At 59.1% G+C, this 21,942-nt stretch carries 18 protein-coding genes; 15 read left to right on the top strand and 3 right to left on the bottom strand.

The window, feature by feature from the left end:
• Positions 1-441: 441 nt before the first annotated feature.
• Positions 442-3,678, bottom strand: a complete 3,237-nt coding sequence (locus H7A19_17100) for a hypothetical protein (GenBank protein ID MCP5476550.1) — start codon at positions 3,676-3,678, stop codon at positions 442-444.
• A 1,227-nt stretch (positions 3,679-4,905) separates the two neighbouring features.
• Here H7A19_17100 and H7A19_17095 point away from each other — a divergent pair.
• From H7A19_17095 to H7A19_17035, 13 genes are all read left to right on the top strand, one after another.
• Positions 4,906-5,502, top strand: a complete 597-nt coding sequence (locus H7A19_17095; GenBank protein MCP5476549.1) for a toll/interleukin-1 receptor domain-containing protein — start codon at positions 4,906-4,908, stop codon at positions 5,500-5,502.
• A gap of 200 nt (positions 5,503-5,702) precedes the next feature.
• Positions 5,703-6,068, top strand: coding sequence for a DUF4259 domain-containing protein (locus H7A19_17090; protein ID MCP5476548.1), 366 nt, complete (start codon positions 5,703-5,705; stop codon positions 6,066-6,068).
• Between the two features lie 167 nt (positions 6,069-6,235).
• A complete protein-coding gene (locus H7A19_17085; GenBank protein MCP5476547.1) occupies positions 6,236-6,979 on the top strand; it encodes a hypothetical protein in 744 nt (247 codons plus the stop codon).
• A 103-nt stretch (positions 6,980-7,082) separates the two neighbouring features.
• A complete protein-coding gene (locus H7A19_17080; protein ID MCP5476546.1) occupies positions 7,083-7,586 on the top strand; it encodes a hypothetical protein in 504 nt (167 codons plus the stop codon).
• A 33-nt stretch (positions 7,587-7,619) separates the two neighbouring features.
• The gene (locus H7A19_17075; GenBank protein MCP5476545.1) at positions 7,620-7,967 is read left to right on the top strand and encodes an ATP-dependent Clp protease adaptor ClpS; all 348 of its coding nucleotides are present in this window, start codon (positions 7,620-7,622) and stop codon (positions 7,965-7,967) included.
• 95 nt (positions 7,968-8,062) lie between these two features.
• Positions 8,063-8,677, top strand: a complete 615-nt coding sequence (locus H7A19_17070; protein MCP5476544.1) for a DUF3885 domain-containing protein — start codon at positions 8,063-8,065, stop codon at positions 8,675-8,677.
• A gap of 986 nt (positions 8,678-9,663) precedes the next feature.
• Positions 9,664-10,221: a hypothetical protein gene (locus H7A19_17065; GenBank protein ID MCP5476543.1), complete on the top strand. Its 558-nt coding sequence runs from the start codon at positions 9,664-9,666 to the stop codon at positions 10,219-10,221.
• Between the two features lie 356 nt (positions 10,222-10,577).
• Positions 10,578-11,021 (top strand): hypothetical protein, encoded by a 444-nt coding sequence (locus H7A19_17060; GenBank protein ID MCP5476542.1) that lies wholly within the window; start codon positions 10,578-10,580, stop codon positions 11,019-11,021.
• Positions 11,022-11,849: 828 nt separating this feature from the next.
• Positions 11,850-12,470, top strand: a complete 621-nt coding sequence (locus H7A19_17055) for a rhomboid family intramembrane serine protease (GenBank protein MCP5476541.1) — start codon at positions 11,850-11,852, stop codon at positions 12,468-12,470.
• Positions 12,471-13,218: 748 nt separating this feature from the next.
• Positions 13,219-13,758, top strand: coding sequence for a YdeI/OmpD-associated family protein (locus H7A19_17050; GenBank protein ID MCP5476540.1), 540 nt, complete (start codon positions 13,219-13,221; stop codon positions 13,756-13,758).
• A gap of 1,176 nt (positions 13,759-14,934) precedes the next feature.
• Positions 14,935-15,357 carry a DUF1801 domain-containing protein gene (locus H7A19_17045; GenBank protein MCP5476539.1) on the top strand — a complete coding sequence of 141 codons (423 nt, stop codon included), beginning with the start codon at positions 14,935-14,937 and terminating at the stop codon, positions 15,355-15,357.
• Positions 15,358-15,557: 200 nt separating this feature from the next.
• The gene (locus H7A19_17040; protein ID MCP5476538.1) at positions 15,558-16,073 is read left to right on the top strand and encodes a hypothetical protein; all 516 of its coding nucleotides are present in this window, start codon (positions 15,558-15,560) and stop codon (positions 16,071-16,073) included.
• A 123-nt stretch (positions 16,074-16,196) separates the two neighbouring features.
• A complete protein-coding gene (locus H7A19_17035; protein MCP5476537.1) occupies positions 16,197-16,469 on the top strand; it encodes a hypothetical protein in 273 nt (90 codons plus the stop codon).
• A gap of 327 nt (positions 16,470-16,796) precedes the next feature.
• Here the strand turns inward: H7A19_17035 and H7A19_17030 are convergent, their stop codons facing one another.
• Entirely contained in the window at positions 16,797-19,310 is a 2,514-nt protein-coding gene (locus tag H7A19_17030) for an ABC transporter permease (protein ID MCP5476536.1), read from the bottom strand.
• A 210-nt stretch (positions 19,311-19,520) separates the two neighbouring features.
• Between H7A19_17030 and H7A19_17025 the strand changes: the two genes are divergently transcribed.
• Together H7A19_17025 and H7A19_17020 are read left to right on the top strand one after the other, a co-directional pair.
• Positions 19,521-20,123 (top strand): glutathione S-transferase family protein, encoded by a 603-nt coding sequence (locus H7A19_17025; GenBank protein MCP5476535.1) that lies wholly within the window; start codon positions 19,521-19,523, stop codon positions 20,121-20,123.
• Between the two features lie 56 nt (positions 20,124-20,179).
• Positions 20,180-21,589, top strand: coding sequence for a class II fumarate hydratase (locus H7A19_17020; GenBank protein ID MCP5476534.1), 1,410 nt, complete (start codon positions 20,180-20,182; stop codon positions 21,587-21,589).
• A gap of 30 nt (positions 21,590-21,619) precedes the next feature.
• On the opposite strand, the gene H7A19_17015 is transcribed toward H7A19_17020, so the two are convergent.
• Positions 21,620-21,919, bottom strand: coding sequence for a PqqD family protein (locus H7A19_17015; protein MCP5476533.1), 300 nt, complete (start codon positions 21,917-21,919; stop codon positions 21,620-21,622).
• Between the last annotated feature and the right edge of the window lie 23 nt (positions 21,920-21,942).

Here is a 21,942-nt window from a genome sequence, read left to right as displayed (position 1 = left end):
CTCCACGGTTTGATGCGCGAACCAGCGCACCTCCAGCGGCGACCGGGACTCCGATGACCCAAAGGCATCCCGGACCGATGGCCGATGCGCCACAGCCTGCCCACGGCAGCCCCGCGGCGCCGGAACTCCGTCTCCTTTTTTCCTCCGTTTTATCTTCCGGCGGCATTTTTCGACTGGATGGCAGCCGCCGCGCACGCCGGTTCCGGCATTCCCCCAGTGGCTTGAGCCATGCTCACCCAGCACCAAGGGTCCGGATTCGTACGCACAACCCAAACGGAACACGCGCTGCGGCCTTGCCGATCGCGACAGCGTGCTTCGGACCTCAACCTCCGCTGACCCTATCGGCAGGCCTTTGCGACCCTTGACGCCGATTGCCAGCCCCGGTCGAAGAGTGCTGGCTTGACCACAACCGGCGCCAGGACCCTTCGGCGAGGAGTGCGTTCAGCCGATCGACGATCGGCGAATGCTCACCAGGCCCGCGACCGCCAGCAACAGGATCAGCAGCATCAGTCCGCGTGTCGACAGACCCGGCACGGCGACCGCAGAGTTGACACCCAGGTTGGCGACGGCTGCGGCCGCACTGGCGCCCAGGGTGGATCCCAAGGTGCCCGCGTTGTTCACCAGATTGCTCGTCGGCAAGGACTGGGCAATGACCACGTCAACCGACACGGTACAGATGGACATGCTCGCCACGCTGCCATTGGTCAGCGAAATCACTGAGCTGCCGGGGCTGGCATTCAAGGTGCCGCCGCACCCATTCACACTGTTGGCCGGGCTGGACACCAGCATTCCCGCAGGCAGGTTGTCAGTGAAGGCCAACGAATCTGCCGATACCGGATTGGCACTGTTGTCGATGACAAAAGTCAGCGCCACAACGTCACCGGCGGTGACCGCTGGCAGCGCAAAACTCTTGCTGAACAAGGGCGCCGTGGTCACGTTCAGTGTGCTGCTCGCGGTGCCGCTATCGCCCAGGCTGGAGGTCAGATTGCCGCTGATATTGGTGTAGCTACCCGGATTGGCCGCCGTGACGTTGGCGCTCACGGTACAGCTTGCCCCAGCGGCAACCGTGCCCCCGGACAGGCTGATGGAGCTGCCGCCCGCATTGGCGGTCAGCGTGCCGCCGCAGGAGTTGCTGCCACCAGCAGGGGTGGCCACCACCAGCCCGGCGGGCAGGTTGTCGGTGAAGGCCAGGGCGCTGGCGGCCACCGGGTTGGCGGCGTTGTCGATCACGAAGCTCAGGGTGACAGCAGTGCCCGCGGCTACGGTCACTGGGGAGAAGGACTTGCTGAACAAGGGCGGCGCCGTCACGGTGAGCGTGCTGCTCGCGGTGCCGCTATCGCCCAGACTGGAAGTCAGATTGCCGCTGACATTGTTGTAGCTACCCGGATTGGCCGCCGTAACGCTGGCGCTCACCGTGCAGCTTGCGCCAGCGGCAACCGTGCCGCCGGACAGGCTGATGGAGCTGGCGCCTGCATTGGCGGTCAGCGTGCCGCCGCAGGAGTTGCTGCCACCAGCAGGGGTGGCCAGCACCAGCCCGGCGGGCAGGTTGTTGGTGAAGGCCAAGGCGCTGGCCGCCAACGCGTTGGCCGCATTGTCCACGATGAAACTGATGGTCACCGGATCTCCGGCGGTGGCCGTTGCCGGCACAAAGCTCATGCTGAACCCCGGTGCGCTTGCCACGGTCAGGCTGGCACTCGCCGGACCACTGTCACCCAGATCCGAGGTCAGACTACCGGATGTATTGAGATAGACGCCGGTGTTGGCCGCCGTGACGTCGACGCTGACCGTGCAACTGGCGCCCGCAGCCACCGAGCCGCCGGACAGGCTGACGACACCCGAGCCGGCCGCTGCTGTCAGCGTGCCACTGCAACCGTTGCTGCTGTTGGCGGGCGTGGCTACCAGCATGCCGGCGGGAAGATTGTCAGTGAAATCCAGTGTGGTCGCGGCAACGGGGTTGCTGGTGTTGCTGATCACAAAGCTCAAGGTGGAAACGCCACCGGCAGCCATCGCTGCGGGGGAGAAGGACTTGCTGAACGTCGGAGCGACAGTGGCATTGAGCGAATCGCTGGCGGTGCCGCTATTGCCCAGGTCCGAGGTCAGGTCACCGGACACGTTGACATAGCTGCCAGGGCCCGTCGCGGTGACATCGGCGCTGACGCTGCAGCTGTTGCCAGCAGTGGCCGTGCCACCCGAGAGACTGATCGCGCCGCTACCGGCATTCGCAGTCACGGTGCCGCCGCAGGTATTGGCAATATTGGCCGGTGTGGCCACCACCATGCCCGCTGGCAAATTGTCCGTGAAGGCCAGAGCGGTGGCATCCACAGGATTGGCACTGTTGTCGATGGCGAAGGCCAGCGTCACCGGGGAGCCGGCGGACGCGGTGGCGGACGCAAAGCTCTTGCCGAACTGTGGCGGAACCGTAACGTTCAGCGTATCAGTCGCAGTGCCGCTGTCGCCCAGGTCAGACGTAAGGCTGCCGGACACATTCACATAGCTGCCCGCTGTCGCTGCCGTCACGTCGGCGGTGATCGTGCAAACCGCGCCGGCTGCGATGGAGCCGCCGGTCAGGCTGACCACGTTGGCACCAGAGCTTGCCGTGAGCGTACCGCCGCAGGTATTGGTGCCATTGGCGGGGCTCGCTATCACCATGCCCGCTGGCAGATTGTCACTGAAGGCCAGGGCGGTGGCCGGCAGGATGGAAGCCGTGCCATCGATGGTGAACGTCAGCGTGCTGACGCCGCCTTCAGCGATGACGCTTGGGGAAAATGCCTTGGTGAACGCAGCCGGAGTGACCAGGCGAGTAATGCGAACAGCACCGTCGCCCAGCTGAACACCGCCCAGATTGACCGCATTGGTGCCAGCGTTGAACGATCCGCCACCGCCTCCTGCGGGGCAGCACATGGTAATGTTGTTGCCGGCGCCACCGCCGCTGTAACCGCCGCCACCACCGCCGCGATAGTTGTTCCAGGAACTGGTTCCGCCGCCGCCACCGAAGCCGCCAAAGCCGTACTGACCGCCGCCGAGCCCGCCATTGACAAAGGCCATGCCGGCAGCCGTTCCGGTGCCATTGCCGAGCAGCCCGCCACCGCCATCTGCACTGGATGCCTGCGAGCCACCGGAACCGGCCGTGCCGCCGGCGCCAATCGTCGCAGCCGCTGAGCCAGCGGCGCCGCTTTCGGTGATCTGGCCATCAGCCCCTGGAAGGAAGCTGACCGCGTGACTGCCGCCGCCGCCGCCTGCGACAACCAAAGGCGTGTTGTCCGTCAGCGTGACGAAGGAACCACCGGCACCACCAAACTGATGGTTGTAGGTCGTGCCCGGGAACGCGAGATAGGGCGCGCCCATCTGGCCGACCAGAATCTTGAGCGTGGTGCCGGCTGTCAGATTGAACTCGCCGGAGATATGCGCACCTCGACCACCGAAGGTGCCGTAGCCCTGGCCACCGAAGGCTTCGATCCGGTAGGGGGCGGTAACCGGCACGGTCCAGTTCTGAATGCCGCCGACGCTGGTCACCTGACCATCAAGATTGGTGCCGGCGTACGCCGCATCGATCATGGTCTGATCGGGGCCAGTGGTGCCGGCGGCGCCAGCCGTACTGAAGTTGTACACCGTCTGAGCTGACGCTGTCGTAGCCCCAAGACCGACGTAAACCAACAGCGCGAGGAAGGATGTCTTCATTCTAGGCACTCGGATATCAAAAAAGATTGGATTGCAGCGCACGAAGGCGCTTTGCCAGGCGTATCGGCTGCCGATCCGGAGTTTCCCGATTCTGGCCGGCGATGACAATCGCCCGGGACCCGATCGCCGGGCAATCAGAGGCCTTATGCGGGCGTGAGCAGCTGATCAGAGCACAGGCCTGACAGACACGATTCAATCCTCCGCCCACGCAGGACGGGGAAACTCGCGACCCGCCAACGCTCTGGCAGCGCCCACCCAACAGTCGGCCCACAGACATTGAACCAATGTGTAACGCTAGCCCTCAGCCCTGAGACATCCAGCGCCTCAGCAGCACTTGTACTCAAGAAGCGCCAGTCCGACACACCGGCAGCGGCGTCTCAACGGGGGCAGGGTGATGATCATCAAGCAGCAGGCGCACGCATCAGCGCGCGGGCCACGCCCGCTGATGTCCGCGCCCGCCGCTAGCGTCGCTCACGTACATCGATCCATCTTTTCGATGCATCGATCAATCAAAAAGATCCACGCATGCACCTCGAAGGTGCATCGATCAGCTCGGAAGCAACAAGAATGGATGTGTCCGAGCTCACGCATGTATGTCCAGCGATTCCCCGTTGACCGAAATACATACACCGATGAGCTGCAAGCGGGCACGCGTGAACCGCAGCGGTGCACGCGCGCAGCCCCCAGAGTTCACCGATCCATCCCCGGCGATACATCGCTGCATCGAAAACATCCATGCGTGCGTGCTGACCGCACAGCCATCGATCCGACAGCAACGGTGGCGAGCGAAGCGGGCCACCACCACCACGATGCCGGTGTGCCGTGTGGCCGCCTGAGACCTGATCACGCCCACGCCGGAACCGCCCCTTCGTCTGATCCGGCGACTAGGCCTGCGCGGTTTGCCATGGAGATTGCCCTCATGGGAAAGCGCGGGGTCGGACAGCCAAGTCACCCGTTTCGTGATGTGCTGTTGCCTATCACGTCAAAGCGGCCTCCCCTGATGCGGCTCTTTGATGCTATTCAGGCGCAGAAGGGATCGTCGCCAGATTACGCCCGACAAGGTAGCTCTTCGCGGCTCAGGAGTGACCTATCACACATGTTTCGTACTGCACAACTGATGTCTGCTTGTGGTTAAAGTTCACACGGGGGTTTCGCGTGGCTCGAACTAGCGATCGTGACTTATTCATCAAACGTCTCGCCAAGCTCGCGGGTACGGATGGAGGCTTCGTGACCAATGATAGCCTCCGTACCGAGCTGAAGTGGGATAAGGCAAAGTACAAGGGAATCCACGCTTCGCTTCGCCAAGAAGAGAAAATCGTTGTAAAGCGAGGCCGTGGTGGACTAGTCGCGCTCGCCGGAGGTAAGAAAAGTGATCGATTGAAGGTCTTCGTGTCCTACAGTCATATCGACAAGGACCTGAAAGATCGCCTTGTAAAGCACTTGAGGCCACTCGAAAACGAGAACCTTGTCGAAGTCTGGGTCGATCATCAGATTCTTGCTGGCGATGACTGGGACAAAGAGATTGCGAAAAAGCTAGTCGAGGCTGATATCGTGCTAACTCTTGTTAGCATCGATTTCATCAACTCGAAGTACTGCTATGATATTGAGCTTGAAAGGGCTCTGGAGAGGGAGTCCTCTGGTGATTCCAAGGTTATTCCTGTAATCCTTCGAAGCTGTCTTTGGTCAAAGTCTCCTCTCGGCAGACTCAAAGCCCTTCCCACTGACGGAAAGGCAGTCACTACCTGGCCCGATACCGACCTTGCGCTTACCCTGGTAGCCGAGGGCGTTCGTCTGGCAGCAATTTCGCTGCTTGAGGGTGCATGAGCAGAGGCCCAAACCACATTTTCAAGCCGACCGCGGAACTGTCACTTCGCTTGGCCCAGCCTTGCCGCCGCGGCGACTTAACATGGCGTTAGACCTCCCATTGAGGACTGCGGCAACCGTGTTTCGATGGTTCATACAAATTGCACGCGAGGTGGATGATGGGTTGCTGGGCTATCGGTTCTTTCGGGAATGATTGCGCAATGGATTGGCTTTTGGACTTGGTTGAGACCGCAGATTTGGGTCTTGTTAGGGAAGCAATTGGGCGTGTAGCTGCGTCGGAAGGATATTTAGACCCCCCGGAAGCAACTGATGCACTGGCAGCTATTGAGGTTGTACTGTGCGCACTGGGGCGACCTAAGCCCGAGGGGATACGTCGAGAGAAGCTTGTGAATTGGGTATCGCGCATCCGACCTGCCGTAGATGAAGAACTCATCTCGGAATCGGTCAGAGCTATTGAACGTATCCTTGGGTCAGATTCCGAACTCCTGGAGCTCTGGGAAGACACGGAAGATCTTGACGCCTGGAGGGCTAAGGTTGAAGGTCTAAGAGTCGCTTTGAGTGGCTAGTAATCGCAGGGTGTACGTGGTTTCGCTCTCAATATGGTGGGGAGGTCTAACTATGCATTTAAACCGATTGCGGAACAGGTTCTTCGCTCAAAGTAGTTTATCGTGCCGCAACGGCTTGATGCGGCGTTAGGCATCACCCCGAACTTTCCGTTGACGTGGAGTCGACAATGTCCGATTCAGAAGAAGTCAGGCTGTCGGTTCACTTGGCCGGCGGCATCCCAAGTGTCACCGAACTAGCGGCATTCATTGAGTTGCTTGGAGGTGTTTTAGTTTGGGCTGGCATGGCGCACACGGAGTTCCCTAATTCGCATCGGGGAGGAGATCCGCTGCCACTTGGTTGGGAGCTAGAAAGATCCTTCAATTCGTTCCTTTCCGAAAAATATGAGGCAGCCGTACTATACGGCGCTGCTGGTTTTGGCAGTTGGCCGTCTCTGGTCGAATCCCCTGAACTTGTCGAGAGAATGATTAGGGCCCGCGCAGAATATCGATGGTCGCCAATTGATCAGATTTCAGCATTTGTGTCAACACGGTCGCTCCCTCGCTTTAGAGATGAGGTGGGAACGTGCAGAACCCAGTTAGTTGAGGTAGTTGAGTGGAGCCACAACAGGTTTGGCCGCGGCTTTCTTCCGATAGAGGAAATAAGTTCCACGAAGAGTATAGATGTCATCCTTAACTTGGTGCATCTGGCAAGTATCTTCGGTTTACAGTCCCAAAATGTGCTCAAGGACCTTGTGGAATACGTAGTTGCATTGCTACAAAATTGGGTAGGTCAGAGGGAGTCATCGAAACGAAAGATAATCATGCCACAAATATCAAAGCCAATGAGAGACTTAATGGCAGGTTATGACAAAGTAGAGCTTGAGGTCACTTCCGGGTTCTTTCGAATAAAGCTAGATCGGAAGCGGAAGTGACCTAAATGATGCCTAACCAGGCGCTCAAGCCGGCTACCGGGGAGTTCCTCGCTATGATCCGAAAATTGCGGCGACGTAGCCGCTTAGCTCAGCGTTGGGCGTCATGATCGAACCTGTGACTGAGCATTCGATTCACCGCGCGGCCGACGAAGCGGTGAGGCTCTGGGCTCTCGCGAGCGCGCAGTATCCAAAGAGCCATCCACTCATTCTCGAGGTCACCACAACCGCGTTCGTAGAAGCCATAAGTACGTTTGCACTCAACGCTCGTCGAGCGCTCGAAGTCCTCCCCCCAAGCGAGAAATTCCGGCTCGCGCAGCCACGTTGGAACTGGGCGCCAACATTGGACGGTGAACAGGTGTACGACATCAGGGACGCGCTAAACCGAATCATTCACGCGCAGCAGCTGCAAGTCGGCTTCGAGGAGCTGCCTGCGAAAATTTCCGTCATTGACGGCGGCGCACTGGTAGTGCCCTATGTGAAGGCTTCAACTGATCGAAAGAAGCTCGCGTTTATCGATCCCTTCGCGCTATCTCATGCGTTCTTGTATCGTGCTCTTCCCAAGCTTCATGTACTTGGAGCGGGTAACATATCAGCAGTGCCGCAATGACACCCAGTCCTTTATTTCAGCGGACCGCCTCCGGTGGCCACTAAGCTAGGAATTTGGTTGTCACCAGTCTTTCGTCGCGAAAGTTCGTTGCTGCAGCATGGATTTGCTGTTCCAGGCAGGACGAATTATTGCAACGAGATTTTTAATGATGACTCGACGCCATTCGCATTTGTTGTTGAGGTTCTTTTTCGGATAGTAGGAATGACGGAGCGAGAGGCCTTCGCGAAGACGCTCGAGATTCATAACACCGGCGGTTTGATAGTGCCGTGTCGCTCGAGAGAGGAAGCGGAATTGCTCGCGTCAGAGATCACCAATGAGGCAAAAAGCAAAGGACACGTACTGCTGTGCCGCGCATTAAACGGCCAAGTGCCGCCCGCATGACGCTCAACTATATGTTCAAGCCGACGCGGGAACTGACTCTTCGCCTGCTCTGGCCTTGTGGCCGGCGCGGCTTAACATGGCGTTAGGCAAGCAGAATGACTTTTCGCAGCGACATCGAAGCCGAATTTGAGGGGAAGGCATTTCTGCGTCCTCTGTTTTACAACATTCCTGGTGGGCTCCGAATTGAACTCGCAGAATCAGGCAGCTCGATCGACCGGTTCCTGACAGCCCACCGTAAGGCATACGAGGTGTGTCAGCGGATCTTTTCCGGTAGTGAGAGCCTGGTAGTCTGCTTGCGCCAGTACTGTTCGCGAGAGAGCCCGTTCTCATTGAGGCGTACGCTCAAGGCGCTGCAAGACGCCGAAGTACGGATACCTCGAGAGCGGGAGCTCTGGCTGGTTGAAGAGGAAGACTCAGAGTCCACCTCGATTTTTGCCGCATTTTCGGCTCCAGTGGAGTTGCTCCCTCGTCTGCTCTGGTGTGCACTGTCGAGTGACTTCGGAGCCATTCAGCCTCGACCGTACTGTTCGGTCTACCTTTTCAACCTTTCAGAGCGCCTGTTAGCCTTTCCTTATGATGATCGCGGGATGGATGTTGTGGGCCCAAACGTCCTGGCGCTTGCCGGAATCTATCGAGACTTCAAGCGCTTTCTGCTCGACCATGACATGCCTGAGATGCGACGTACTTTTGAGTCAAGATATGACCTATGAGTTTTCGGTAGGTTACGGTTTGTCGGGCTTAGGCCAGTGTTACACTCTCGGTGTTCTTCAGTAGGTTTGGTCAGCGGAATGTTTCTCTAACCATGCGTTCAAGAGGGCCGCTTGAAGAGGCTTTGATGTTTCTGATTTTCAATCGGCCAGCGGCCGCTTGACGCGGCGTTGGGTTTCCGTTTGCAATTCCGTTCAATCTTCGCAGCGGTACGACACAGACTTGGGAGCTTAATCCGTTGAAGTATCATGGTCATCCTGCCGCCGAGGGTCACGCACCGAATTGCCCGAACTGTGGTTTCTGGCTGGAGAGCACCGATAACTGCGGTGCTCCGGTCTGGGAATACGAGGGGCATGTTTTGGGTGCGTCCGTCGTCGCGGGTTGTGCCGTAGGCTTCTTCCTTGGGCTAGCGTCAGGTATATGTGTCGGAGCAATTGCCTATGCATTGGGAAACATGCTTTTCTCCCCAGCACAGCCCGCTTGGTACTGCATGTCGTGCAAGTCTTATCATCATGAGTCCGAAGTTCGTCGTCCTGAGAGGGACGCTTAGCTATATGTTCAAGCCTACGCCGGAACTGACTCTCCTCTTGATCTGGCCGCATGGCCGGCGCGGCTTGACATGGCGTTAGGCGCCGGATTCTTGCGGTTCTCTTCCTGAAATGTACGATGAGCAAAGAGCCTTGGACAGATCATGAAGTCCGCTGAGTCGAATAGCGGCGTCGACCGCAAGCTTCGCCGTCTGAAGCTCGAACAAGACAAGGGACAGTGCTCTCGGTGTCCGCCACATGACGGCGAGAATCGAGGCAGACGCCCGAAAGACGACAAGTACAAGTTGCAGCGGAAGGGTCGCGCGCGTGCGCTATCTAGACGCCGGCGCCTAACTACGCATTTGAGTGGACCTATGGGACAGGCTTCGATGTTTCCTGAGAAGATGTCGTTCGTCGGCCGCTCAATGCGGCGTTAGGCGTCAGATACCACCCGCATTGGCATGCCACACGAGCCATACCTGCTCTACGCCCTGATCGTTGCATGCGAGGTCGGCTTCTGGGTCATCTTGCTGCTGGCGCTTGCACTTCGCTACCTGCTTCGCAAGGAACCGCTGAGCCGCGCAATGCTGCTTTGCTTGCCGCTCGTAGACGTGCTCCTTCTGCTCTTCACCGCTATGGATTTGCGCCGTGGAGCAACAGCCACATTCGCGCACGGTCTGGCCGCCGCCTACGTCGGCTTCACGGTTGCATTTGGTTCAATGGCGGTGAAATGGGCGGACGCCCATTTCTCGCATCGGTTCGCTGCTGGCCCAACGCCGTCGAAAGCTCCGTCTCACGGCTGGCCGGCGGTCCGTTATGACCTCAACCTTTGGGGGCGGTGCATCGTAGCCTGCATCATCACAGTGGCCCTGATCGAAGCACTCGTACAGTTCATCAGTCCAGGCGCAAGCAGTCAGCCGCTGCTTGCCTGGCACAAGCACGCGTTCGGCTGCGTTGTGCTTTGGTTCTTCTTTGGTCCGGTTTGGAGCTTGGCCACAGCATGGCGTCGCGCGCACTGACGCCTAACTCCTCGCTCAAGCGGAGCGCGAACGGCAGCCCGCTTAGTTGGATAGCCTCGCCCCCTGTCGCCGCCCTTGGTGTTGATGGAAACCGGCCCCGGCGCGCAATCGTGGGGCCTGGAGGCGTGGGGCCGGGAAGACTAGAGACCCGGTCCGTGACGTGCTGTTGCCTATCACCGCAAAGTTGCCTCCTTCGAAGCGGCTCTTTGGTGATGTTCGTTCGCAGAAATGATTGATTTCTAAACAAAATGTTCGCAAGATTGGGCCTGACGCGTTAGCCCATCGCACCTCGGAACTGGCGCATAAACGCCTGTTATTGCCTCACAACTGACGTCTACGGGTGGAAGGGAATTCGTATGGAAGGTCAAGCTAAGCTTCACGCCGCTGAGCAGTTTGTGAGCTTGGGCTATGGTGACATCATCAGGCGCGACGCCGAGTTCTGGTCGACGCAGTTCCGTACAGATCAGTTGACGACTCCGGAAACGCAGGTGCTGCTAAGGCTGGTGAAGTCCTATAACGCTTTTTCAGGCGACAGGGTTGCCGCCGCTATCGAGGAGTTCAAGGGGCGAGTTACAGCATGGGAGTTTGGGCGAGAAGGTAGTCCGGTCGTGTATGTGCTTCTTCCCTACACCACGAATCAGATTGAGGGGCAGAGGAGGTATATTGTGGGTAATCGAATTCCTGAGGAAGCCCATGCGGCTCTGCTTGAGCGGCTGCAAATTGTGTTTCAGTCTGAGTTGGGTGCGTCTGAGTTCACGCTCGACGATCGGCAGCATTACCTTAGAGTTTGGTGGGACTAGGCTCCGAGGCTTAACTATGAAATCAAGCGGACGCCCGATGTCGCTCTTCGCACAAACCACCATTAGCGGCGGGCGCCGCTTATTTCGGCGTTAGACATCAGGGGAAGGTTGTGCGCCCTATTCAATTTCTGTTCGTGATGTCCGTGTTTGTGAGTGCAACAGGCTCTTCGCAAAGCGTGACCTCCAATTCCGCTCTGTCGCACTGCACGCAGCGAGAGTCTTTATACTTCAATTGCCTTGTTGAAGGCGGAAACAAAGTGGCGTCAGTTTGCGGAACTCATTCCGGGTCGGATAACCACAGAATTAAGCAAATTCAATATCGCTTTGGTGCGATTGGCCAGGTTGAATTTAGGTATCCTCCATCTGGAGGCAGGGCGCTAGATCTAGTTCACTTTGAAAGCCAGGGTACACGGGACGGCTCGACACAAGATTATTTCCTGTGGTTCAGGAACGGAAGGTGGATTTACGAGGTCTACTACCGCGAAGAATTTGGGAACTGTTCGGAAACAGGTTGCTCTGATGAGAAAGCGGGTCAGGCTGCATTTGTCTCTGTTTGGAGAGGCGCGGAGGCATGGCGGACCGGACACATCGAGAGCGGTCGGAGGTTTCGCTGCACAAACCCAGAGTCTAACGCGGCCTTTAAAGACCTCGAAGGTAAAGGCCTCTTTCATCCGGAATCAAAGAATCGTATTTTCTCGGACTGATCTTGACTATATGTTCAAGCCGACGCCGGAACTGACTCTTCGCTTGCTCTGGCTTGGCGGCCGGCGCGGCCTAACATGGCGTTAGGCCTCCAAGAGCCGCACACAATTCCTGATGAAGGGAGAGATGAGTGAGCTTCAGAAATCCATGAGGATCACTACGGTTCCGTTCTCCGCTATATTGATCGGTGGGCTCACGCTTGCCTATTCGATGTACGTTGCTTTTACACTGACTGGCAATGTCTTGGGTAATGTGAAGATAGTCCAGCTAGAGTCATATGGCGGCGTCACATTTTCGCACTTGAACAACCTTGAAATCTGGCGCCTCTTTGCGTCCCAGCTAATACATGCAAAACAACTCCATATGTTGTATAACGTGTCGTGCATTGTACTTCTGGGGCTATGCTTGGCGCGGCACGTAAGCAATGTGAAGTTCTTGTTGCTCTGGTTTGCTTCTGGTGCCGCGGGCACTCTTGCCAGCACTCTTTTTTCTGAACCGCCGTGGAATCTCGGTACGGGGGCATCACAAGCAGTAATAGGTATAGCCGCATTTGGTCTCGTCCTATCACATCGGAAAATTATTGCGTCAAAATCGGTTGTGGTCGTCCTTTGCTTTTCGATAGTTCCTGCAGTCATTCTTGATTTAATCTATGCGGGCTATCCAAAGCCAGGGCATGTAGTCGGAGCGCTAGTGGGTGTTCTTGCAGGTGTTGTGCATTCAAAGAGCTACGTCAAGAGCGAGGCTTAACTACCCATTGGAGCGGACCGATGGGGCGAGCTTCGATGTTTCCTGAAATGAAATCGGCCATCGGCTGCTCGATGCGGCATTAGGAGGCGCAGGATGTTTGCTCGCGTCATTGTAGAACCAGACCCGTCGCGCGCCCCTGTGTATGACAGCGTCACGCGCCAAGGTCGCTTTCAGTCTTTTTGCTGCGCCGGGTGCGGGCGGTCCGTTTCCATCGATTTCAACAAGTACATTGGACAAGACTGCGATCCCGAAACAGTCCTTGGAAATGAGCATGCGGAGGAGGTCGCGCAGCACTTCGGTATCCAGGGTCTTTCCTTGCGGAATGGCTGGCCAAGGGTGCGTATCGAAACCTGTGCGGGCTGCGGAGTCCGGTATCTTGTCTGTGTCGCGGAGTTTGAGCCGAGAATGAGCTGGTGCCAGGGAGTGCTGCATGGGGTGACCGAGCTGGCGCCTTCTAGCTAGGCGTTCAAGCCGGTTTCTGACGGCGCTACGCTTTTTCGAGGTGAATGAGGACGCCTAAAGCGAGTACTCGGTTCGAATGAGATTCCCAAAATCAGCTGCTTCTTCCGGAAAGTTAGAGGGCTTGATCAAGGCGTGGAGATCGGAGTATATGATAAAATGCAAGATCGTCGAGGTTGATAGCTGACTATATGTTCAAGCCGATGCCGGAACTGACTCTACGCTTGCGCTGGCCTTGTCGCCTGCGCGGTTTCACATGCCGTCAGGCGCACCAACGGGGCTAGATCGCATGCCTGCCAAACAACAGGTAGCCCATTTCTCAAGCGATGTTCTGGTCGCTGAGGGAGAGGCGTTTCTCTTTGCCAGAGTTCCGCCTGAACTCAGCAAGTCGCACTTGAGGCGTGGAAGAATCACCGCACGCCTGGCCATTGGCGAGAGCAGCTTCGATGCTCAGATGGAGCCGGACGGAAAGCTGGGACACTGGTTCGTGATCCCGCCCGACGTTGCGAAACGAGAGCAGATGTCGGCCAGAAAGCGGTCAGATTTTTCGCTCATTCCGCTGGATCGGCAACCAGAACCGATACTCCCCGAGAGCTTCAAGGCGCTCTTTAGCAAGAGTGTAAGCGCACAAGCCACCTGGGTGAGTGCGAGCACGTTGGCAAAGATCGATTGGGTGCATTGGATGGAGTCGGCCAAGCAAGAAGCAACGAGGAAGGAACGCGCAACTACTGCGATCGACATGCTGGAGAAGGGGAAGAAGCGAGTCTGCTGTTTTGACTCGTCGGGCTACTTCAGCAAGGCACTTTCTTGTCCGCCGGAAGCCGGCTAGCAGGCGTGGTCAAGTGCGCCTGACAGTTCGCTCAAGCAAGGAGATCAATCGCTTCGCGATTGATGCAGCCACTTCGGTCAGGGGTTGGAGACCTTAATATGGAATCCTCTGCACCATACACTCGTGATGAGCTCCAGACTGCCGGCGCCGGCTTTCCGGATCGCGGGCTCCGTTGCCCGCTGTGCAACACCCTTGTTCCGCAATTTGCGGAGCTGTCCGATGCAGACGAACAGAGGATCCTGGAATTAATCCGAAACGGCGAGAGTTTGCTTGCGATGGCTGAGCTGCAGAGAGTTGCCTCGTGTCCCGAGCGCTGGGCGAAAATCTGGGTAGTGCATTCCGGTCGTCCAGGTGTGAAGATTGCCGGTGCGCCATGTCCGCATTGCGGGCAACCACTTCGCACCGCTGAGGCCATGCAGTGTCCGCATTGCTTCGCTGACTGGCACTGAGTGTGCGCGCTTTCCCCATCAGGCGTTTATTTATGTGTTCAAGCGTACTGCTGGGAGTTGCTCTGAGGTTTCCTGATATTCTGCCGCGCAGCGGCCGCCTAAAATGGCGTTGGACCTTGTTCGATGCACCTCTTCGACAGTTCGATATTCGGAGCAATCTCGTGAAATTAAATTCCATGAAGCGCATCATACTTGCGAATCTGACACTATTGCTGCTCTTGTTTCTACCCTAGCTTGGATCCGCATCAGAATCTTGTAACGACAAGCTTGAAATGGCCGCGCTGGATAATTCCGCGCTTCGCCTGCTCCTGTATTCGAGCCTGTTGGAAAATGGCTTGGAAGGTGTGAACAGGAAACTCGTCATAGCGTCAGCTCGAGGCGATGCGCTCGTGGGTCGAGATCTAGTCATCATGGCTACACCATCATTGGTCGAAAAATATGGGAACGTGTCATACGACGCTTGGCCAATGGCTGCGTCGTTGGAAAGTGAATGTGTCGACTGCTCAGAATCGGCCAAATCGTTCTTGCGGGCTTCTGCCCGTTGGGAATCTGTGGCTAAGCTGAATGGCGTAGCAAGTGAGTAATTCGTTTTTCCTGGAGCCCCTTTGTGCAAGGGTTTACGATATTGTCATGCTGATGTCGGAACTGACTCTTCGCTTGTTCTGGCGTAGCGGCCGGCGTGGCTTAACATGGCGTCAGGCGTCGCAAACAACCACCATTGCAGCTCATTGCCATGGCTGAACTCAAGACCAAAGCCACAGAGGCGAGTATCGACGAGTACCTCGCATCCCGAGCAAACGAGGAGCAACGGGTCGACTGCCAGGTCCTGATGGCCATGCTCACGCGAGTAACCAAGGAAAAGCCCAAGATGTGGGGCCCTAGTATCGTCGGATACGGCACCTACAAGTACACCTATGAGAGCGGTCGAACCGGGGAGATGTGCCGAGCGGGATTCGCCATCAGGGGCAGAGAGCTGGTGATCTACATCCTGGCGGAAGGCGGCGAACAGCAAGGGCTCCTGAGGGAGCTGGGCAAGCACAAGATGGGCAAATCCTGTCTCTATATCAAACGCCTCGCAGACATCAATCCAGATGTCCTCGAGAAACTTGTTGTTGGTTCACTTGCGCAGCTCAAGTCGAGGTATGGCTAGCCCGACCCCTCGCGCATGCTCGGCCGCTACGGCAGGCACTGTGAGCCCTGTTCCGCGGCAGGTGGTGCATCATCGCGGACCAGGCTTCAAACGCCTGCCTCCGCGGGCAGCTTGGCTCGAACGTCAGCCTTCCGTCCATGGCGCCATCTGGTTTGCGAAGTGCAATCCTGTCGGCTTCCTCCTGTTCGCCAGGATCCCCCATGCCCTCACTATCACGGCTCAGCAAGTACCTTGCATCCTTCTTCAAGCGCAGCTGGAAACTTGAAGACTACCCGTTGGTCCTGAGGCAGCAGGAGAGCTTGAACGAAGGTCAGCCGGTCCCTCCGTGGGTGGCGACAATCGATGGCTGGCACCTGACCGGCCTCGGTGAGACTAGCGATACCGCAATCCAAGACTTGCGCTCCAGGTTCGAGGCTTATCGAGCCGAGAACACGCTTCCCCGTCCAGGCACAAAGGTTCCGTTGCAGTTTGCCGGGGCCTCCGAATTGGACAGGCACGGCGAGTTCGCTTACGAGTTCATTGAGCAACACGTGGGCGTTCGCCCTTTCTTCATGTCTGATGGCACCACGCTTGCTGATTTCGATGGTGTGACGCCGATGGAAGATGTCCATGCATCTATCCGAGACCACTATGGCGTAGAGTCAGAGCCGTTCGAAACAGAGCCGCTATGGATGCTTCTCGACTCCGTGAAGTCCGCCCGAGGCAGCGAGATCTGACTATAGGTTGAAGCCGACGCCGGAAATGTCTCTTTGCTTGCTCTGGCTTGACGGCCGGAGCGGCTTAACATGGCGTTTGGCGTCTTTCGATAATCTGCAAGTTGGGAGCCGTAGGAGCGGATGATGAGCAAAAAGCAGAGGTCGGGAATAGTCAGAGCGCTCAATGCGGTATGCGCAGTGGTGCTAGTGGTCGCCGGACTGTACGTCGTCATCGCAGGGTTCCAAATTGCCGCAGTCGTTGCGCTTGTATGTGCCACAGCCGGAGTCGCTACACCTGTACTCCTGAGTGGCGAGGGGATTCTCGAAGTGGTCTCAGGAATATTCGGGGCCCTTCTTGACGGTCTTGTGGCAGTCTTCGAGGCTATTCTTGATATTTTCTCTGGCATTTTCGGATGAAAACACGCGGCTGCGAAAGCCTCGTGCCGCCGGAAGCCGGCTTGTACGCCGGCGAAGGTTGATGAACGAAGGGTCGGTTGGAAAATGCGGTTGGCCATCCGCCGCTCAATGTGGCGTCAAGGCTTGTCGTTGTGGGTCCAGAATTGTCTGGACGCTTTCCCCCATGAAGCCAGAAGCGTCCAGACAAGTCTGGACCTACAAGTGCCCGGGCGGTGCGATGCTCTCCCGTGTCCCGTGTCCCGTGTCCCGTGTCCCGTGTCCCGTGTCCCGTGTCCCGTGCCCTGTGCCCTGTGCCCCGTGCCCCGTGCCCCGTGCCCCCTGTCCCCGCTACTCCCAGCGCAAGGCCACCATTGGGTCTACCTGGGCGGCGCGTCGGGCCGGCCACCAGGCGGCGAGCAGGGCGATGTTGGCGAGCACCAGCGTGGCGCCGGTGAGTACCCAGGGATCCGTGCCTTCCAGGCCGAAGAGCAAGGATTGGGCGGCCTGGCCTAGCCCCAGCGCCAGAGCCAGGCCGATGCCGCCACCGATGGCAAACATGCGCGCCACTTGGGTCAGCTGGGACAGCAGCACCTGCCGCGGCGCGGCGCCAAGGGCGAGGCGCAGGCCGATCTCCCGGGTGCGCTGGGACAGGGTGTAGGACAAGGCGCCATAGACTCCGATGGCAGCGAGTAGCGTTGCCAGAATGGCGAAGGCGCTCGACAGCAGACCGACGAAATGTTCCACCACCAGATTTTGCCGGATCTCCTGGCGCACGGTGCTCAGATTCTCGATCGGCAGATCCTGATCGACAGCCGCCACCACTTTCGGCAGGGTGGTCAGCAGATACTCCGGCGCCTGCTGGCTGCGGACGTAGAAGTACATCGAGCGATGGGCCAGATTCTGGCGTCGGGGCAGCAGGAACTGCACCGGGGCTTCGGATCGGACACTGTCGTAATGGGTGTCTTCGATCAGTCCGATGATCTCGAGATCCAGCTCTTCCTTGGCCCCGACGGCCATACGCTTGCCGATCACTTCGTCGCCCAGCCCGAAGTATTCCGCGAAACGCCGATTGACGATGGCCACTCCGGGGCGATCCACGCCATCGGCGGCGGAGAAGTCCCTTCCAGCCAGCAGGCGGATGTCCAAGGTGCGCAGGAAATCCTGACCGACCTCGTTGTACAGCGCACTGGCTTCGCTCGGGTCCGGGGCCGTGTAACCCTCTACCGAGACATTGGTGCCCCAGTTGCTGCCGCTCAGCAGCGGCACCATCGAGGTGGTGACGGCGCTGACGCCAGGCAGCGCGGCCAGTTTTTCTTCCAGCTCATCGAAGATCGCCGCAGTTCGCTCCCGACTGTAGCCATTGCGGCCCGGTGCAATCTCGAAGGTGGCGAGGGAGTCGACCTGCATGCCCAGCTCCACCTGACTGAGGTTGTGCAGGCTCTGAATGAACAGGCCCGCCAGTACCAGCGAGGTCATCGAACAGGCAATCTGCAGGGTGGCGAGTGCGGCTCGAAAGCGGGTGGCAATACGGCTGCCGCCACTGCCGGTGGCGGCGCTCTTGAGAGCGCGCATCGGCTCGGTCCGCGACGCCTGCCAGGCGGGAAACAGGCCGAATACCAGGATTGTGGACAGGGCAATCAGGATGGCGTAGCGCAGGGCTGCGGTGTCCAGACCGCCGGAGACGACCTGCGCCACATTGGTTGGCATCGCTGACAGCAATCCCTTCAGACAGAGCAGGGCAATGGGAATGCTGACGGCCGCTCCCATGAGCGCCAGCAGCAGCGATTCGATCAACTGCTGGCGCAGCAGCTGACGGTCGCTGGCGCCGATGGATGCGCGAACCGCGATTTCGCCAGCGCGTGCCGACGCCCGCGCCAGCAGCAGGTTGGCAACATTCATGCACGCCACCAGCAGTACCAGCGTAGCTACGGCCAGCAGCAGCACGATCGGCGTTGCCGCGTTGGTGGACAGGCTGCTCTGGCCCCGCGCGCCGGGTTCCAGCAACAGCGGTTTGGCCTTGAACTCGGCCAGCGTGGCGGCATCCATGCCCTGCTGCAGCGGTGCCTCCACCTCGTCGAGGATGCGCGAGTACAGACTGTGCATCTGCTGTTGGGCCGATGCCAGGTCGAAGCCGGGCTTCAATCGCGCGAACAGATAGACCCAATAGCTCTGCCGATTGTCATGATCGTCTGCGGCGCCAGACGTCAGCAGCCAGCGCAGGCTCAAGGGTACGAACACCTGCGGGCGGGTACCGATGGTCGTGCCCTCGAATCCTTCGTGCGCCACGCCGACGATGGTCAGCAACTCGCCATTCACCCGCAGGGTCTGGTTGACGACATCGGATGCGCCGCCCAATTGTCGCATCCAGTAGCTGTGACTCAGTACCGCGATCCGAGGCTCGCCCATTCCCAGGTCGTCGTCGGCATTGAGCAAACGTCCCAGCGCAGGCTGGAGTTGCAGCACTGAGAAGTACTCGGGCGAGACCAGCATCGCGTCGCCAGCCTGGGTTTGGCCGCGAAAGGCCAGATTGATCGACAGGCTGCGATGGGCGGCGATGCCCGTGAACACCGACTGCTGCTCGCGCAGGTCGCGCCACATCGGGTAGCTGAAGATCGCTTCCCGAGGGCCGGCGCTGTTGTTCGAGGTTGATCCGCGCTTCGGGCCCGGCGACGTCAGATTCACCAATTCCTGGGCGCGGGGCACCGGCAGTGGTCGGGTCACGATCTGCTCGAAGATCGAGTACACCGCGGTATTGGCACCAATGCCCAAGGCCAGCGTCAGCACCGCAATCCAGGTGAACCCGGGTTTGGACAGCAGCGCTCGCCAGGCGTGGCGGAGTTCGGACAGCAACTGATTCCCCATTCGAGCGCACCTCAAGGTTTGCGGGCGGATCACACGCAGGCAGCGTGGGTCAGTGGGTTGCAAAGGGCGTGCCGATCGCAAGTGATTGATTTGCATAGCTGGGAGCGAGGACTTTGGAACAGGGTCGGCCACTAGCGGACATCCGTGTTCGATTGCGAACTGCACGCCGCCTGTTCATCATCGACTGCACCCTGTCTGGAGCCCCGCGCCATGCTGACGATCTACGGAATGGCAACGTCGGGAAATTGCTACAAGGTGCAGTTGCTGCTGGCCCACCTGCGCAGGCCTTATCGCTGGGTGGAAACCAACAGCGCGGCGGGCGAAACCCGCACGGCGGAATTCCTGGCCCGCAATCCCAACGGCAAGGTGCCCCTGCTGGAGTTGGAACCCGGGCGATATCTGGCTGAGTCCAATGCCATCCTCTGCTTTCTGGCCGAAGGCAGCGAGATGCTGCCCGCGGATGCCTGGGAGCGGGCGCTAGTGCTGCAATGGCTGTTCTTCGAGCAGTACAGCCACGAACCCTATGTCGCTGTCGCCCGCTTCATCTGCCGATGGTTGCCGCCCGATCACGAGCGCCGCAACGACCTGCCGCGGCTGCAGGCTCGCGGCCATGAGGCATTGGCGGTCATGGAGCGCCAGCTTGCAACAACGCCCTATCTGGCGGGTGAGCACTTCAGCATTGCCGACATCGCGCTGTACGCCTACACCCACGCCGCCGGCGACGGCGGTATCGAGTGGTCAGGCTATCCGCATCTGCAGCGTTGGCTGGGCCGGGTGGCTGGTCAGCCGGGCCATGTGCCGATGGCGGTGTGAGAATCCCGGTCGCCCCTGGCGCGGTAGGGACCGACCAAATCTAGAGGAGGCAAGCCATGGGCGATCGCAGTGATCCGGCCTTTCGCACCGAACACGATTCCATGGGCGAGCTCAAGGTGCCGGCCGAGGCACTCTGGGGCGCGCAAACTCAGCGCGCAGTGCAGAACTTCCCGATCAGCGGGCAGCCGCTGCCGCGTGGCTTCATTCGTGCCCTGGGCCTGGTGAAAGCCGCGGCCGCCGCCGTGAACCGGCGTCTGGGCCATCTTGATTCGGCACGCGCCGAGGCGATTCTGGCGGCGGCGATGGCGGTGGCATCCGGCGAGCACGATGTCGCCTTTCCCGTCGATGTCTTCCAGACCGGCTCGGGTACGTCGAGCAACATGAACGCCAATGAGGTCATCGCCACGCTGGCCAGTCGCAGCGCCGGGGTACAGGTACATCCCAACGATCACGTCAATCTGGGGCAGTCTTCCAACGACGTGATTCCCGCAGCCATACAGATCGGCGCGACCTTGCTGGCTGAGGTCGACTTGCTGCCGGCGCTGCGCCAGCTGGTCGCCGCCATCGAAGAGCGTGCGGCGGAGTTCAGTGCGGTCGCCAAGACCGGGCGCACCCATCTGATGGACGCCATGCCGCTGACGGTGGGCCAGGAACTGGGCTGTTGGGCGGCGCAGCTGCGCAGTGCGGAGCAGCGCCTGGTGGATACCCTGCGTCGGGTGCGGCGGCTGCCGATCGGTGGTACCGCGATTGGCACCGGCATCAACGCTGACCCGGCTTTTGCCGCCTCCGTCTGCGCCGAACTCACGCGAATCAGTGGCAGCGAGTTTCGATCTGCGCCAAATCTGTTCGAGGGCATTGCCGCCAAGGATGAGTGCGTGGAACTCTCCGGACAACTGAAGACGCTCGCCTGTGCCCTGATGAAGATCAGCAATGATCTACGCTGGATGAACTCAGGGCCGCTGGCGGGTCTGGGTGAGATCGAGCTGCCCGCGCAGCAGCCCGGCTCCTCGATCATGCCCGGCAAGGTCAATCCGGTGATTCCGGAAGCGGCGTGCATGGTCGCGGCTCAGGTTATCGGCAACGATGCCGCGATCACCATCGGCGGCCAGTCCGGCAATTTCCAGCTGAACGTGATGCTGCCGCTGATCGCCCGCAATCTGCTGGAAAGCCTGAGTTTGCTGAGTGCGGTGATGCCGCTGCTGGCGGAACGCTGCATCCAGGGAATGAAGCTGCGCCAGACCCGTATCGACGAGGCCCTGGCGCTCAACCCGATTCTGGTGACGGCCCTGAATCCGGTGATTGGCTACGAGGCCGGTGCTGCCATCGCCAAGCGCGCCTACGCCGAGGGCCGTCCGATTCTGGAGGTGGCCCTGGAGAGCACCGATCTGACCGAGGAAAAGCTTCGGGGATTGCTGGATCCGCTGGCTCTGACCCGCGGAGGCATTCCGGGTGACGGCGATCGATAGTTGGGTAAATTGACCTGCATTCACCGGGAACTACGACAGCGGCGATTCTGGCGTAGTGGATTGCGGGAGGATCAGACCGTTGTCCTGCAGCGCGGTCAGCAAGGCATCGGTGTCGCGCTCGATGTCTGTCATCGGCGCGCTGAACTCGGTCGCGATGATCTGGCAGATCTGGCTGCGGTTGTGGCCCTGCGTCAGCAGCTGCCAGATGCGGGTGCCCACGGTGTTCAGGCCAAAGTACTGACCGGACGCCAGATTCAGCAATACCGTTTCGTCGCCCACCTGTTGGAACGTAACATGGCTGGAGACGGTGATGGTCTGGTTGGGATCCATTTCTGAATTGGGAGACCTGAGGC

The organism is Rhodanobacteraceae bacterium (assembly GCA_024234055.1).
Taxonomy (GTDB): domain Bacteria; phylum Pseudomonadota; class Gammaproteobacteria; order Xanthomonadales; family SZUA-5; genus JADKFD01.
This window is presented reverse-complemented; position numbering and strand designations above follow the sequence as displayed.

Coding starts and splice junctions, on each gene's coding strand:
- H7A19_17100 (MCP5476550.1), bottom strand. CDS start 3,678: ATGAAGACATCCTTCCTCGCGCTGTTGGTTTACGTCGGTCTTGGGGCT.
- H7A19_17090 (MCP5476548.1), top strand. CDS start 5,703: ATGGATTGGCTTTTGGACTTGGTTGAGACCGCAGATTTGGGTCTTGTT.
- H7A19_17085 (MCP5476547.1), top strand. CDS start 6,236: ATGTCCGATTCAGAAGAAGTCAGGCTGTCGGTTCACTTGGCCGGCGGC.
- H7A19_17080 (MCP5476546.1), top strand. CDS start 7,083: ATGATCGAACCTGTGACTGAGCATTCGATTCACCGCGCGGCCGACGAA.
- H7A19_17070 (MCP5476544.1), top strand. CDS start 8,063: ATGACTTTTCGCAGCGACATCGAAGCCGAATTTGAGGGGAAGGCATTT.
- H7A19_17065 (MCP5476543.1), top strand. CDS start 9,664: ATGCCACACGAGCCATACCTGCTCTACGCCCTGATCGTTGCATGCGAG.
- H7A19_17060 (MCP5476542.1), top strand. CDS start 10,578: ATGGAAGGTCAAGCTAAGCTTCACGCCGCTGAGCAGTTTGTGAGCTTG.
- H7A19_17055 (MCP5476541.1), top strand. CDS start 11,850: ATGAGTGAGCTTCAGAAATCCATGAGGATCACTACGGTTCCGTTCTCC.
- H7A19_17050 (MCP5476540.1), top strand. CDS start 13,219: ATGCCTGCCAAACAACAGGTAGCCCATTTCTCAAGCGATGTTCTGGTC.
- H7A19_17040 (MCP5476538.1), top strand. CDS start 15,558: ATGCCCTCACTATCACGGCTCAGCAAGTACCTTGCATCCTTCTTCAAG.
- H7A19_17035 (MCP5476537.1), top strand. CDS start 16,197: ATGAGCAAAAAGCAGAGGTCGGGAATAGTCAGAGCGCTCAATGCGGTA.
- H7A19_17030 (MCP5476536.1), bottom strand. CDS start 19,310: ATGGGGAATCAGTTGCTGTCCGAACTCCGCCACGCCTGGCGAGCGCTG.
- H7A19_17025 (MCP5476535.1), top strand. CDS start 19,521: ATGCTGACGATCTACGGAATGGCAACGTCGGGAAATTGCTACAAGGTG.
- H7A19_17020 (MCP5476534.1), top strand. CDS start 20,180: ATGGGCGATCGCAGTGATCCGGCCTTTCGCACCGAACACGATTCCATG.
- H7A19_17015 (MCP5476533.1), bottom strand. CDS start 21,919: ATGGATCCCAACCAGACCATCACCGTCTCCAGCCATGTTACGTTCCAA.